Here is a 14931-nt window from a genome sequence, read left to right on the forward strand (position 1 = left end):
CACTCCTCCGGCCCTGCACGCGGACGGTTCGGCCTCGGCGGCGACGAACCGCCCTGACCGAGCGGGGCCCGTGACGGCGCTCCCGACAGCGCCGCCTCCCCCGCCCCGGCCCCCCGCTCCGGCCAGGTGGAGCGCCCGGTCACACGCCCCGGGGGTCCGGTCGACGAGGGCCGTCCGGGCTTCCGGGCGCCAGCACCCCCGGAAGCCCCCCGACCGGCGGGGCCGGCCGGGAGCTCACCCGCCGAGCCGGTCGGCGGCCTCGTCCTCGCTCAGGGCGTCGATCTCGGCGATCAGCCGCGCCTCGATCCGCGCCGCCAGCGTCGCCGCCGTACCGCTCTCGAACACCTCGCGGATGGGCACGTCCAGGCCCAGGCCCGCCCGGATCCGCGCGGCGACCCGGGTGACCAGCAGGGAGTCCCCGCCGAGCGCGAAGAAGTCGTCGAGCACCCCCACCCGGGGCAGGCCGAGCACCTCCTGCCAGAGCCCGGTGACGAACTGTTCGGCATCGGTGCGCGGCGCGAGGTAGCGGGGGCCGCCGTCGGGTTCGGGGTCGGGCAGCGCGGCGAGGTCGGGCTTGCCGTTCGGGGTCAGCGGCAGCCTCCCCATCACCACCACGGTGTCCGGTACGAGGTAGGCCGGCAGCCGCGCCGCCAGGTGCGCGCGCAGTCCGGCGGCGTCGGCCTCGGCGCCCGGGCGGGGGACGGCGTAGGCCAGCAGCCGCCGCCCGCCGCGCAGCGCCACCGCGGCCTGGGCGACGGCCGGGTGGGCGGCCAGGGCGGACTCGATCTCGGCGGGTTCGATCCGGTAGCCACGCAGCTTGAGCTGGCCGTCGACGCGGCCCAGGTACTCCAGCCGCCCGTCGGTGCGCCAGCGCGCGCGGTCACCGGTGCGGTACATCCGGCCCCCGGCGAACGGGTCCGGCACGAAGGCGGCGGCGGTCAGGTCGGGGCGGCCGAGGTAGCCCCGGGCCAGGCCGGCACCGCCGACGTACAGCTCGCCCTCGGCGCCGCGCGGCAGCAGCCCGCCCTGCTCGTCCAGCACGTAGAGCCGGACGCCCGGCAGCGGGCGGCCCAGCGGGGGGCGATGGAGGGCGTCGTCGGACGTGAGGTCGGTCGCGGTGACGATCACGGTGGCCTCGGTGGGGCCGTAGGTGTTGACCAGCCGCACGGTGTCGCCGTGGCGCGCGTGCCACCGGGCGACGGCGTCGGCGCCGACCTGGGAGCCGCCGAGGATCTGCAGGCGCAGCGCGGCCGGCCAGCGGGTCTGCTCGCCGAGCCCGACGAGCTCCTCCCAGTACGCCGTCGGCAGGTCCAGCACCGTGACGGTGTCGCCGTGCGGGCCGCCCAGCAGGTCGGGCAGGCTGCGGCCGCCGCCGGGGAGCAGGACGACGCACGCGCCGGAGGCGAGCGCCGGCCACAGCTCCTCCGCGTGGGTGTCGAAGCCGAGGGAGGCGAACTGGACGATCCGGTCGGCGGGCCCGAGCGCGTACCCGTCGGGGCCGGCCATCCAGGCGACCCGGGCGGAGAGCGCGGGGTGGTCGACGGCGACGGCCTTGGGGGCGCCGGTGGATCCGGAGGTGTAGAGCACGTAGGCCAGGCCGCCGGGGTCGGCGGCGGCCTCGGGCCCGTCCGGTCGGTCGCTCCCGGCCTCCGGGCCGGCCCCGCTCTCCGGGCCGGTCCCGCTCTCCGCCCCGTCGAGGACCAGCACCGCGTCGGCCTCGCGCAGCATCAGCCGGCGGCGCTCCTCGGGGTGCGCCGGGTCGAGCGGCAGGTACGCGGCGCCGGCCTTCCAGACCGCCGTCAGGGCGACGACCAGGTCGAAGGAGGGCGGGATCGAGACCGCGACCACCCGGCCGGCCACCGGCCCCAACCGCCGGGCCAGGTCGGTGGAGCGCCGGTCGAGTTCGCGATAGCTCAGGGCCTGGCCGTCGCACTCCAGCGCGGGCGCGTCCGGGCGGGCCGCGGCCTGCTCGGCGAACCGCTCCAGCACCGTCCGCACACCGGCACCCGCCGGCCCCACCGCATCCGCCGAGCCCGCCGCGTCCGCCGGCCCCTGCCCGAGGGCCAGCAGCTCAGCGCGCTCCTGCGGCCCGACCGCCCAGTCCCCGTCCAGGGCGAGCCCCGGGTCGTCGACCACCCGGGCGAGGAGGTCGCGGCAGCGCCGGCCGAGGGCCTCCACGGTGGCCCGGTCGAGCACCTCGCGGTCGAAGCAGAAGGAGAGCGTCAGCCCGCCGTCGGGGGTGCGCCAACTGTCCAGCAGCAGATCGGTCTTGGCCTGCTCGAAGCCGGAGTCCATGCTCGCCGTGCGGACGCCGGCGGGCAGCGCGGGCGCTCCGGGGCCGGCGGCCAGGTCGTACTGGCTCTGGTGGACGAACACCGCCCGGTAGAGCGGTCCTGCGCCGGCCTCGGCGGGCAGGTCGAGGTGGGCCGCCAGGCGCTCGACGGGCAGGTCCGGGTGGCTCAGGGCGGCGAGCGTGGCCGAGCGGGTGCGGCGCAGTGCGGTGCGGAAGTCGGGCCGCCCGCCGAGCTCGGCCCGGATCACGGCCGTCCGGCTGAAGTAGCCGAGCAGTGCCTCGTGCGCGGCCTCGGTGCGGCCGGCCAGCGGCGTGCCGACCAGGAAGTCGCGGCATCCGGTCCAGCGGGCGAGCACGAACTGGTAGCCGGTGAGCAGCACCATGAACGGGGTGCAGCGCTCCTGCCGGGCCAGCCGGTCCAGCGCGGTCGTCTCCTCGGCGCCGAGGTGGACGGTGGTGAACCCGGCGGGCCGGGTCGGCCGGGCGGGCCTCGGGCGGTCGAGCGGCAGCCGCAGCACCCCGGTGCCGGCCAGCTTGCCGGCCCAGTGGCGGAACGCCTCCTCGCCGGCCCCGGCGGCCGTCCTGGCCTGTTCGGCCCTGGCGAAGTCGCCGTATTGGAAGGGGAGTTCGGGAAGGTCCGCGGGTGCCTCGCCGATCGCCTCGCGGTAGAGGGCGAGCAGTTCGCGCCACATCGTCCGGAACGACCAGCCGTCCGAGACGATGTGGTGGAGGACGATGCAGAGCGCGTGCTCCCGCTCGCCCGCACTGACCAGCGCGGCCCGCAGCGGGGGCCGCACGGCGAGGTCGAAGGGCGCGTTGACGTAGCGGCGGCAGGCATCGGTGAACGCGGACTCGTCGGCGCCGTCCGGCAGTCGGACCCGGGCCAGCTCGATCCCGGCCGGGGGCTCGACCAGCTGGACGGGCTCGTCGCCGTCCAGTGCGAAGCGGGTGCGCAGCACCTCGTGCCGGACGGTCAGCCGGTGCAGCGCGGTGCGCAGGGCCTCCGGGTCGATCGGGCCGGTCCAGCGCCGGTTGAGGTACATGTTGAACCCGGCGTCCTCCGGGTGGAGTTGCTGGAGGAACCAGAGCCGGCGCTGTTCGGCGGTCAGCGGGTGGGTGGCGGTGGTCACCGGAGGGTCACCTCGGTCTCGGAGCGGTGCGGGCTGGTGGGTGCGGGGGCGGCCCGGCCCTGCAGGGCCTGCAGGCCGACCAGGTCGTCGGGTTCCGCGTCGGGCACGTCGCGGTCGAAGTGGCGCAGCGCGGGGACGGCCAGGCAGGCGAGCACGAGGGCCGCCATGGCGAGGCCGAACAGCAGGTAGAGCAGTCCGATCCCGCGGCCCTCGCCGGTGCCGATGAGCCGCCCGACGGTCGGGGCGAGGGCGCCGTCGTGGTCCATCAGCGGTTGGAGCAGCCGGGGGCCGAACGGCGCGACCAGCGCGAACCCGACCGGCAGGGTCGACCAGGCGACCATGGTGTTCACCGCGATCACCCGGCCGTGGAAGCGCAGCGGCACCTTGGTCTGCACGATCGTCGCGTAGACGCCGTTGACCAGGGCCAGCGTGTAGGCCATGCCGAAGGCCCCGAGCGCGACCACCGGCACGGCCGGGCGCAGCCCGGTGACCAGGCAGGCCGCGGCGAGTGCCAGGGTGGCGAGCAGCACCCCGCGCAGCCGCCGGTGGCGCGGCCCGCCCCAGGCGAGCAGGGTGAGCCCGCCGAGGACGGCGCCGAGGCCGGCCGCGGTGGAGACCCAGCCGGCGGCGGCCAGCGGGGCGATGGAGAGCACCAGCGGGGTGGTGAGCAGGAACAGTGGGGAGAGGAAGACGTTCAGCGCCGCGAAGAACAGCAGCATGGCCCGGAAGTGCCGGCTGCCGAGGGCGCGTCGGAAGCCCTCGCGGATCTCGGCGGAGACGCTCTCGCGGCGGCTGGCGCCCATCAGGTCGGGGAAGCGGACGGCCAGGGTGACGCCGAGCGCGGCGGCGTAGCTCGCCACGTCCAGGGTGAGGATGCCGCCCAGCCCGATGGCGGCGAGCAGGCCGACGGCGAACAGCGGGACGAGGAACTGGGCGAGTCCGAAGGCCATCTGGACGAGGCCGTTGGCCCGGCCGAGGTAGCGTTTGGGGACGAGTTGGGGCACCGCCGCGTTCCAGGCGAGCCGTTGGAAGGTGAGCGCGGCGGAGAGCACGCCGACGAGCAGGTAGGCGTGCCAGACCTGCAGCGCCCCGGTGAGGTGGAGGATCAGCAGGACGGCCTGGGTGGCGCCGGCGGCGAGGTCCCCGTACAGCATGACGCGGCGCCGGTCGCCACGGTCGACGACGGCCCCCGCGAGCGGCGCGGCGAGGATGCCGGGGACGAGTCCGCAGGCGGCCAGCAGGCCGAACTGGGCGAGGGAGCCGGTGCGCAGGTAGATCCAGACCGGGAGCGCGAACTCGGTGAGCGCCGATCCGATCATCGACACCTGCTGCCCGGAGGCGACGGTGAGGAAGCGGCGCATGGTCGGGCGCAGCGGGGCCGCCTGCCGCCCGCCGTCCCGTCCGGTGTCCCGGGACGTGCCGGCGAGCCACCAGGTCGCCCCGGCGGTGCGCCGGTGGCGCTCCTCCCGGCCCGCGGCGATCGAGCGGTGCACGCGGGTGAGGATCTCCGCGAGTTCGGCGGCCCGGTACTTGAGGTAGAAGTGGCCGGCCTCGTCGAGGACGACGACGGCGACGGTGTCGGCGAGCCGGTGCCACTCGCGGTAGCGCTCCTGGTAGAACTCGGTCGCCGGGTCGCGCTCGCCGCAGACCGCGATGATCGGGGCCCGCAGCCGGCCGGCGGCCGCCCCGTCCGCGGCGGAACCGGCGCCTTCCCCGTCCGCGACGCCCGTTGTGCCGCCGTCCGCGGCCGGGCCCGTTCCGCCGCCGCCCTCGAAGAGCCGGGTGAAGTAGCGCTCGGCCTCCTTGGTGCCGGTGCGGCGGTTGCGCACGATCAGCCGCAGCTGCTCGGCGTCGACCTCGTCGGTGTCCAGGCCGGCCGCCGCCAGGGCGTTGATCATGCCCTGGTCGCTGCGCAGCCGGTCGACGAGGTCCGCCCACCGCTCGCCGACGGCGGCGCCGCGCCCCCGCGGGCGGGCGAACGGGAAGATGCCGCCCAGGTGGACGGCCTCGATCTCCCGGCCCGCCGCCTCGACCAGCCGGGCGATCTCCACCGCGAGGCGCACGCCCACCCCGCAGTGCCCGTAGAGCACGATCGGGCCGGGGACGTTCTCGACGATCTCGCGGGCGCAGGTCGCGGCGACCTCGTCGATGTCCATCGGGTCCTCGCCGAGTTCGTGCCCCGGGACGGCGACGGAGTAGAGCGCCCAGTCCGGCGGCAGCGCGTCGGCGAGTGGCTTGTAGATCAGGGCGCTGCCGCCCCCGTACGGGGTGCACACCAGGCTGGCGGTGGTGCGCACCCGCGGCGGGGTGAGCCGGTGGAGCAGGCCGCCGGCGCCGCGTTCGGCGGCCGGGTCGGTGACCAGGGCGGCGAGCCGGCGGACGGTGGAGTGCGTGAACAGGTCCATCACCCCGACCGGCACCGGCAGGCCGGGGAAGGCCCGGCGCAGCCGGGCGACGACCTGGGTGGCGAGCAGGGAGTGGCCGCCGAGGTCGAAGAAGTCGTCCAGCGCGCCGACCCGTTCGACGCCCAGCACCTCCGCCCAGATCCCGGCGATCAGCGTCTCGGCGCCGTCCTCCGGCTCGACGTGGCCGCCGCTCGGCGCCGGGTCGCCGGGCTCGGGCAGCGACCGGCGGTCGACCTTGCCGTGCGCCAGCAGGGGAAGCCGGTCGAGCACCACGTAGCGGGCCGGGACCATGTGGTCGGGCAGGACGGCGCCGAGCGCCGCGCGCAGCTCGGCGGCGGTCGGCGCGGGCCCGGGGCCGGGGTGCTCCAGGTAGCCGACCAGGTTCTGCCGCACGCCCTCGCCGTGGAGGGTGACCAGCGCCTGGGTGACGCCGGGCAGGGCGGTCAGCGCGGCCTCGACCTCCCCGGGCTCGACCCGGTGGCCGCGGACCTTGATCTGGTCGTCCGCGCGCCCCAGGTACTCCAGCGCGCCGTCCGGCCGCCAGCGGGCGAGGTCTCCGGTGCGGTACATCCGGCCGCCGGTGAGCGGATCCTCGACGAAGCGCTCGGCGGTCAGGTCGGGGCGGCCCAGGTAGCCGCGGGCCAGCCGGTCCCCGCCGACGTACAGCTCGCCGGTCACCCCGGGCGGCACCGGCCGGCGGGCCGCGTCCAGCACGTAGCAGCGCGCCCCGGCCAGCGGTGTGCCGATCGGGGTGTTGCCGGGGCCGGCCTCGCCCGGCAGCACCTCGTGGACGGTGACCCCGACGGTGGCCTCGGTGGGCCCGTAGTGGTTGAACACCGCGCACCGGCCGCGGCCGGCCAGGTCCGCCGCCCAGGTCCGGGACGAGGCCTCCCCGCCGAGCACCAGGGCCCGGCGCGGGAGCAGCCGCTCGGGGGCCGTGTCGGCCATCAGCGCGGCCAGGTGGGAGGGTGTCATCTTGAGGTAGTCGATGCCCTCACGCTCGATGTGCTCGGCGAGTTCGGCCCCGGCCACGCGGCGCGGCAGCAGGTGCACCCGGCCGCCGGTGGTCAGCGCCAGGTAGAGCATGGTGAGGCTGAAGTCGAACGCCAGGGACTGCGGCAGTCCGTAGCTCGCACCGGGCTCGATCCGCAGCCGTTCCCGGACGCCGGCCAGGTAGTTGAGGATCTGGCGGTGCTGCACCGCGACGCCCTTGGGCTGCCCGGTGGAGCCGGAGGTGTAGATCAGGTAGGCGAGGTCGTCCGGTCCGGAGGTCTCCTCCAACGGGCCCTCTCCGTAGGCGGGTTCGGCCCCGGCGGGTCCGGCCGCGGCGGGCTCCTCCGCGAGCTCGTCGAGGAGCAGGTCCGCGCCCTGGTGGTCGGCCAGCAGCGGCCTCAGCCGCGAGTCCGTCACCAGGACCCGGACGCCGGCGTCCGCGACCAGCCGGGCGAGCCTCGCGGGCGGCTGCTCCGGGTCCAGCGGGAGGTAGCAGCCGCCGGCCTTCAGCACGCCGACCAGGGCGACGGCGAGCTCCGGGGACTGTTCCAGGCAGATCGCGACGCGGTCGTCCGGGCCGACGCCCAGCGCACGCAGCCTGCGGGCCAGCACGGTGGCCCTGGCGTCGAGTTCGCGGTGGCTCACGGTCCGGTCGGCGCACACCAGGGCCGGCTGGTCACCTGCCTCGCGGGCGGCCGCGGCGAGCAGCGCCGTCAGCGTCCCGGGGCCGCCGGACGGCAGCTCGGGGCCCGCCGCCCAGCGTTCGAGCACGTCGTGGCGTTCCGTCGCGGTGAGCACCGGCAGTTCGTCGACGGACTGCGCCGGGTCGGCGGTGGCGGCCGCCATCAGCACCTCGAAGCGCTCGGCGAGCCGCCGGACGGTGTCGGCCTCGAAGAGGTCGGTGCGGTAGGTGATCAGCCCGTAGAGCCCGCCGTCGCGCTTCTCCCGCAGGTAGAAGGCGAGGTCGGCGTGGGTGGTGGTGGCCCGGTAGCCGAAGCCCTCGGTGGCGGGCACGGCGGTGCGCTCCCCGTAGTTCTGGAAGGCGAAGGTGGTCTGGAAGACGGCCGCGCGGCTGACGTCCCGCTCCACGTCCAGGTCCGCGACCATCTGCTCGAACGGCACCTCCTGGTGGGTGTACGCGTCGAGCGTGGTCTCCCGCACCCGGGCGAGCAGCTCGGCGAAGGACCGCCCGGGCTCCAGTCTGGCCCGGATCGGCAGCATGTTCACGAACGCGCCGACCACGCCCTCCAGTTCGCGGTGCAGCCGGCCGGCCACCGCGGAGCCGACGGCGAAGTCCCGCTGCCCGGCGTGCCGCCCCAGCAGCACCTGGAGCCCGGCCATCAGCACCATGTACGTCGACGCGCCGTGCGCGCGGGCGCACTCGGCGACGGCCCGCACCAGCTCCGGGCCCCAGTGCAGCTCCAGGGCGGCGCCCTCGAAGGTGAGCAGCGCGGGCCGCGGCCGGTCGGTGGGCAGCTCCAGTGCCGGGACGCCGGCGAGTTCGGCGCGCCAGTGCTCCCGGGAGGCGGCGAGGGCGCCGCCCGCCAGGCGCTCGCGCTGCCAGCAGGCGTAGTCGCCGAACTGGACGGGCAGGTCCGCCAGCCCGGCCGGGGTGCCGTCGGCGTGCTGGGCGTAGAGCGCGTCCAGTTCGCGGTTCAGGATGTCGATGGACCAGCCGTCGCAGACGATGTGGTGCATGGCCAGCGCGAGGACGTGGTCCTCGGCGCCGAGCCGGATCAGCCGGGCCCGGAGGAGGGGTCCGGCCGCCAGGTCGAAGGGCCGGGCGACCAGCGCGCCGACCTCCTCGGCGGCTCTTCGCTCCGGGTCCGGGCCGGCGGAGACGTCCACCGGCTCGGCGGGGAACGGGCCCGGCGGGGCGATCACGACCTCGGCGGTGCCGTGGTCGGTGGTGGGGAAGGACATCCGCAGCCCCTCGTGGCGGTTCACCAGGTCGGTGAGCGCCCGGTCCAGGGCCTGCCGGTCGAGCGGACCGCGTAACCGGCGGGCCGGAGCCAGTGCGTAGGCCGTGCCGCCCGGGCTGAACTGGTCCATGAACCAGAGCCGTTCCTGCCCGCTGGACAGCGGCGGCGGGCTGCCCGCCGGGCGGGGTCCGACCGTCCGGCTCGGCGCCGCGGCGCCCCGCAGGCGCTGGGCGAGCAGGGCGCGCTTGGTGGCGGACCAGTCGGCGGGCAGGTCCTGGGTGTCGGTCATCGGCGGTCCATTCGGGCGAGGCGGGGCGGGGTGCTGGTGACGGTCGGGTGCTGGTGACGGGCGGGTGCTGGTGACGGGCGGGTGCTGGTGACGGGCGGGTGCTGGTGACGGGCGGGTGCTGGTGACGGGTGCCGAGCCGACGGGGACGCCGCTCGGGGGTGCGGGGCCGGTGACGGGAGCGGGGGCGGTCGGACGGGCCGGCGGCCGGGAGGTCGGACGCACCCGGAGTGCGTCCGGGGCCCGGCCGCGCTCGCCGGGCCCGTCTCAGCGGCGCTCGCGGACGGCCGCCGCGATGCCGGCCGGCGTGGAGACGTCGAAGAACAGGTCGAAGTCGAGCTCCACCCCGAGCGCGGCGCGGATCCGCGCGGTGATCTGGATGATCGTCAGGGAGTGCCCGCCGAGCTCGAAGATGTCGTCGTCCGGGCCCAGTTCGGGCAGGGCGAGCACCTCCCGCCAGATCGCCAGGACGGTGGCGGCGACCTCGTCGGGCTGCTCGGCCCCGGCACCGGGGCGTGCCGCGGCAGGTGGGGCAGGCGTGGCAGGCGCTGCAGGCGGGGAGGCCGTGGCGGAGGCCACCGCGTCCGGCCGGGGCGGGGCGGGCAGCGCCCGGCGGTCCAGCTTGCCGTTCGGGGTGAGCGGCAGGCGGTCGAGGCGTAGGTACCGCCGCGGCACCATCACCGCGGGGAGGGTGCGCCGCAGGTACTCCCGCAGCTCGGCGTCGGTGACCGGCTCGGCGTCGGTGACCGGCTCAGCGCCGTCGGCCGGCCCCGCGCCGGAGGACGGGACGACGTAGCCGACGAGTTCGGGCTCGCCCGGGGTCTCCTCGTGCACGGCGACGGCCGCCTCGGCGACGGCCGGGTGCGCCAGCAGGACGGCCTCGACCTCGCCGGGTTCGACCCGGTGGCCCCTGATCTTCACCTGGGCGTCGATCCGCCCGTGGAAGGTCAGTTCACCGTCCTCCGTCCAGGCGGCGAGGTCACCGGTGCAGTACATCCGGCCGCCGGCGAACGGGTCCTCGACGAAGCGTTCGGCGGTCAGCTCGGGGCGGCCGCGGTAGCCCTGCGCGACGCCGTCACCGCCGAGGTGGAGCTCGCCGGGCACCCCGACCGGCAGCGGGCGGCCGTCCGGGTCCAGCACGTAGGCGCGGGTGTTGGCGATCGGCCGACCGATCGGCACGGTGTCCGGGGCGGTCGGGATCGCCCGCCAGGTCGACCAGACGGTCGTCTCGGTGGGCCCGTAAACGTTGGTCAACTCCTCTACAGCGGCGCGCAGTTCACGGGCCAGCGGCAGGGGGAGCGACTCGCCGCCGACCAGCGCCGTCAGCCCGGGCGGCAGCGGCCCGGCGGCGAGCAGCACCCGCCAGCCGGACGGGGTCGCCTGGACGTGGGTGACGCCCTCGCGCCGGACCAGGTCGAGCAGCCGCGGCCCGTCCGTCGCCGCGCCGTCCGGGGCCAGCACCAGCCGGCCGCCGGTGACCAGCGGTAGCAGGAGCTCCAGGCCGGAGATGTCGAAGGAGAGCGAGGTCAGCCCGAGCCACGCGTCGCGGTGCGAGGAGCCGAGCCGGTCGGCGAAGGAGGTCAGCAGGTTGACCAGCGCCCGGTGCCCGACCTCCACGCCCTTGGGCCGCCCGGTCGAGCCCGAGGTGTACAGCACGTAGGCGAGCGCGCTCGGAGAACCGGCTGCCGCGGGCGCCGGGGAGGCCGTGGGCGCGGCGCCGGCGGCGCCGAGGCGCAGCACCGCAGGGGCGGCCGCCAGGACGGCGGGGGCGGGCTCCCGGTCGGCGAGCAGCAGGGTCGCGCCGGAGTCGGCCAGCAGGTGGGCCAGCCGCTCGGCGGGGTGGCCGGGGTCGAGCGGCAGGTAGGCCGCCCCGGCGGCGTGCACGGCGAGCAGCGCGGCCGGCAGGTCCGCGCTGCGCCCCAGGTGCAGAGCGACGAGGTCGCCCGGCCCGACGCCGGCGCCGCGCAGCGCGGCCGCCAGGCCGTCGACACGGGCGAGCAGCTCCCGGTAGCTCAGCCGCACCGGTCCGGCGACCGCGACGGCACCCGCGTCCGCCGGCGGGGAGCCGGCGGGGGTGATGACGGCAGGGGCGACGACGGCGGGCGCGACGACAGCGGGCGCGTCCGGCGTCCCGGCGGCACGCTCGCGCACCAGGTCCAGCACCGTGAGGTCGCGGGGGTAGTCGCGGGCGGTGTCGTTCCACTCGGCGGTGACCAGCCGGCGCTCGGCGCGGCCCAGCAGGGCCAGGGAGCCCAGCGGCGCGTCCGGCCGCTCGGTGGCGGCCGCCAGCAGCGTGCGGTAGTGCCCGGCGACGCGTCCGGCGGCGGCCGCGGACAGCACCGCGGGCGGGTACTGGAGGGAGAGCTCCAGCCCCTCGGCGGTGTCCACGGCCTGCAGGTGCAGCGTGTTGCGGGCGGCGCCGTTGAACACCGCCCGGTCCACCCGGGCGGTGCTCCCCGGGAACACCGGGTCGGCGGCCGTGCTCCGCCGGTAGCCGAAGGACACCGGGCAGAGCCCGACCCGCGGCGTCAGACCGCCCACCGCCGCGCCGAACGGCACCGTCCGGAAGGCGTACGCGGCGCGCACCTCGGCCCGTACCGCCCGGGCGTACCCGGCGAAGTCCGACGCGGCCGTCGCCCCGGCCGGCGCGTGCACCGGCAGCTCGTTGACGAACATCCCCAGCTCACCGGCCTGCCCGGGCCCGCGGACGGAGAGCGGCACCGACACCGGGACGGCCTCGCCCCCGTAGCGCAGCAGGAGCCCGTGCAGGGCGGCGAGCAGGAACTCGAAGACGGTGACGCCGCTGCGCGCGGCAGCGTCGGCCAGCCGGGCCCGCTCCGGCGCGTCCAGCCGCCAGCCGACGGCCTCCCCCGGCCCGGCCGCGGTGACGGCGCGCGGCAGTCCGGGGAGCACCGGGTCGGTCGCGGCCGCCCAGCGCGGGCCGTACCAGTCGGCGGCGCGGCGCACCAGCTCCGGGGCGGGGTGCGGGGTCGGCACTGCGGGGGGCGGGGCCGCCGGGTGGGCAGGGCCCGCCGGGTGGGCGGCGAGGAGGTCCGGCCGACCCGGGCGGTCCGGAGTGGATGCGGGTCCGCCCAGGGCCGCGGCGTAGGCCACGGCGAGGTCGGCGACCAGGACGTCCTTGGACTCCCCGTCGAAGACGGCGTGGTGGACGACGACCAGCAGCTCCGCGCCGCCGCCCCCGCCGAGGTGGAGGGTGAACCGCGCCGGCGGGCCGGTCCGGAGGTCGATCGGCCGGGCCGCGTCCTCGGCGAGCCGCTTCGCCAGGCCCTCCGGCCCGTCCCCGGAGGCGTCGGCCACCTCCAGCAGCGGGGCCGGTCCGGGCTCCTGCAGGATCCGCCCGTCGCGCTCCACGAACACCCGGGACAAGGCGCTGTGACGCCCGGTCAGCTCTTTCACCGCCCGTCCGAGCGCGGCCGCGTCGACCCGGTCGAAGGAGATCCGGACCGGCATCAGGAACGCCCCGTGCACGGGCCCGAGCCGCTCGGTCAGCCAGACCCCCTGCTGGAAGGGCGACGCGGGCACGGCGGAGGACTCTGGCATCTGCGGCTCGATTCGACGGTCGGCGATCGGTGCGGGCACGCGACCGGGAGCCGAGGGTGTCGGCGCCGCGGGTTCGCTGGTGACGCGACCGTCTGGTGGTGTCCGGCCCGCCCCTGGCCGGCCGACCGGCCGCTCCGGCCGCGACCCTCCCGGCCCGCCCAGATCCCCCCTGCGCACAACCGAATCGGAGCCGATCTTCTCCCCCGCGGAAAGACCATGGTCCTGACCTGCCGAGAGGTTCGCAGAGAACCCACCCCCCGGTCAAGGGTTCGCGACCCCTCCCACCAGGCGTCATGTACGCGTCCAACCGCCGGGAACTCGACCACCGGCGCGCTTGTTTGAACATCCGTCACCGCACCGGCGGACTCCCCCGGGCGAGGCATCCGCCCCGCCCGGGGGCGCACGGCCACCCCGCGCCCGCGCGACTACCGCACCGGCGCCGGCCGCACGGGGTGCTTGCTCATGATGGACACCCGGTTGAAGGAGTTGATGGTGATCGCGACCCACACCGCGGCAGAGATCTCCTCGTCCGACAGCACCTCGCGCGCGGCGCGGTAGGCCTCCTCCTGGACACCCGCGTCCGCGGGGGTGGTGGTGGCCTCGGCCAGGCCGAGCACCGCGCGCTCCCGCGGCGTGAACAGCTCGGTGTCCCGCCAGGCCGGGAGCACGCCCAGCCGCTGGGCGGTCTCGCCGGCGGCCAGCGCGGCCCTGGTGTGCACGTTGAGGCAGTAGGCGCAACCGTTGATCTGGGACACCCGCAGGTTGACCAGTTCCACCACGACGCGGTCGAGTCCGGCGTCGGCGGCGACCGCCCGCGCCGCCTCGGCGGCCGCCAGCAGTGCGCGATAGGCCTGCGGGCTCTGCTTGTCGATGAACACCCGCCGGTCAGCCGAGACCGTCGTCACTTCACTCACCTGAACTCCTCCACCGGATCGCTGTCGGTTGCCACCTTGCCATGACACTATAGTTGAAGATAAAACAATCTTTCCGAACGCCGCACGGGAGGAACCCTCACCCATGAGCACCGCCGAGACCGACGCCGCCACCGCACCGCACACCACCGTGGACGTCCTGCCCGCCCGCGACGTCCCCCTCGGCGGGCCCCGCGCCATGACCGTACGCCGCACCCTGCCCCAGCGCTCCCGCACCCTCATCGGCGCCTGGTGCTTCGTCGACCACTACGGGCCGGACGACGTCGCCCGCACCGGCGGCATGGACGTCGCCCCGCACCCGCACACCGGACTGCAGACCGTCAGCTGGCTCTTCAGCGGCGAGATCGAGCACCGCGACAGCCTCGGCGTCCACGCCCTCGTCCGCCCCGGCGAGGTCAACCTCATGACCTCCGGACACGGCATCAGCCACTCCGAGGTCTCCACCCCCGCGACTGCCGTCCTCCACGGCGTCCAGCTCTGGGTGGCCCTCCCCGAGCAGCACCGGCACACCGCCCGCGACTTCCACCACCACGCCCCGCTCCCCGTCGCCCTCGACGGCGGCCGGGCCCGGGTCTTCCTCGGCACCCTCGCCGGCGACACCTCCCCCGTCCCCACCTTCACCCCGCTGCTCGGCGCCGAGCTCACCCTCGACCCGCACGCCACCGTCACCCTGGCCGTCGACCCGGCCTTCGAACACGGCCTGCTCGTCGACCAGGGCGACGTCCGCCTCGCCGACACCCCGCTCCACCCCGGAGACCTCGGCTACCTCGCCCCCGGTGCCACCGCCCTGACCCTCACCAACACCTCCGACACCCCCGCCCGCACCGTCCTCCTCGGCGGCACCCCCTTCGAGGAGGAGATCGTCATGTGGTGGAACTTCATCGGCCGATCCGGTGAGGAGATCGTACAGGCACGAAATGACTGGGAGAAGGGTGTCCGGTTCGGCGAAGTACACGGCTACGACGGCGGCCGACTGCCCGCCCCGGAGCTGCCCTCGATTCCCTTGAAGGCGCGAGGGAGGGTGCGCTGACCTGCGGAGACGCGTGTCGGTGGATTGGTAGAGACGGTCGGCCGCCGGTGCTGCGGTGGCCCGACGCCCCTGCCGGGCGGCGATGGCTGGGTCGGGTTCCGGAGGGCGGGCGAGACGGGATTCGAAGATCCGCAGAGTCTCACATGTGGGTGGGTGTGACAGCGTTTGCTCGGATGAATGCTGACCTTTTGCTGACTTTTCTGACGATGCATCAGGTCTCGGTGTCTGGCGCTCAGGCCGTCCGGTACGCCGGACGACGGTTCTGTCTCGGCCTTCCGCTCACTCCCCCTAGATGAATGATGCGAAGGGTTAGTGGTCGTAGGCGGTCAGCGAGCGCATGACGGGCTGACCAGTGTGGTCGTTGTGCCAGATTGCGCAG

At 76.1% G+C, this 14931-nt stretch carries 5 protein-coding genes; 1 reads left to right on the plus strand and 4 read right to left on the minus strand.

The window, feature by feature from the left end:
* Nucleotides 1-234 precede the first annotated feature (234 nt).
* The 4 genes from ACIRS1_RS29020 to ACIRS1_RS29035 all read right to left on the minus strand — a co-directional run bounded on the left by ACIRS1_RS29020 (nucleotide 235) and on the right by ACIRS1_RS29035 (nucleotide 13504).
* Nucleotides 235-3423 (minus strand): amino acid adenylation domain-containing protein, encoded by a 3189-nt coding sequence (locus tag ACIRS1_RS29020; protein ID WP_402844844.1) that lies wholly within the window; start codon nucleotides 3421-3423, stop codon nucleotides 235-237.
* On the minus strand, nucleotides 3420-9032 hold the full coding sequence (locus ACIRS1_RS29025; protein ID WP_402844842.1) for an amino acid adenylation domain-containing protein: 5613 nt from the start codon (nucleotides 9030-9032) through the stop codon (nucleotides 3420-3422). Before ACIRS1_RS29025 ends, ACIRS1_RS29020 begins: the two co-directional genes overlap by 4 nt.
* Before the next feature lie 264 nt (nucleotides 9033-9296).
* Complete coding sequence (locus ACIRS1_RS29030) at nucleotides 9297-12590, minus strand: amino acid adenylation domain-containing protein (RefSeq protein WP_402844841.1); 3294 nt, start codon at nucleotides 12588-12590, stop codon at nucleotides 9297-9299.
* 425 nt (nucleotides 12591-13015) lie between these two features.
* Nucleotides 13016-13504 (minus strand): carboxymuconolactone decarboxylase family protein, encoded by a 489-nt coding sequence (locus ACIRS1_RS29035; RefSeq protein ID WP_402844840.1) that lies wholly within the window; start codon nucleotides 13502-13504, stop codon nucleotides 13016-13018.
* A gap of 103 nt (nucleotides 13505-13607) precedes the next feature.
* On the opposite strand from ACIRS1_RS29035, the gene ACIRS1_RS29040 reads away from it, so the two are divergent.
* Entirely contained in the window at nucleotides 13608-14552 is a 945-nt protein-coding gene (locus tag ACIRS1_RS29040; protein ID WP_402844839.1) for a pirin family protein, read from the plus strand.
* Nucleotides 14553-14931 lie beyond the last annotated feature (379 nt).

It is taken from the genome of Kitasatospora sp. NPDC101176 (genome assembly GCF_044768035.1).
Lineage (GTDB): Bacteria > Actinomycetota > Actinomycetes > Streptomycetales > Streptomycetaceae > Kitasatospora.

Coding starts and splice junctions, on each gene's coding strand:
- ACIRS1_RS29040 (WP_402844839.1), top strand. CDS start 13,608: ATGAGCACCGCCGAGACCGACGCCGCCACCGCACCGCACACCACCGTG.
- ACIRS1_RS29025 (WP_402844842.1), bottom strand. CDS start 9,032: ATGACCGACACCCAGGACCTGCCCGCCGACTGGTCCGCCACCAAGCGC.
- ACIRS1_RS29030 (WP_402844841.1), bottom strand. CDS start 12,590: ATGCCAGAGTCCTCCGCCGTGCCCGCGTCGCCCTTCCAGCAGGGGGTC.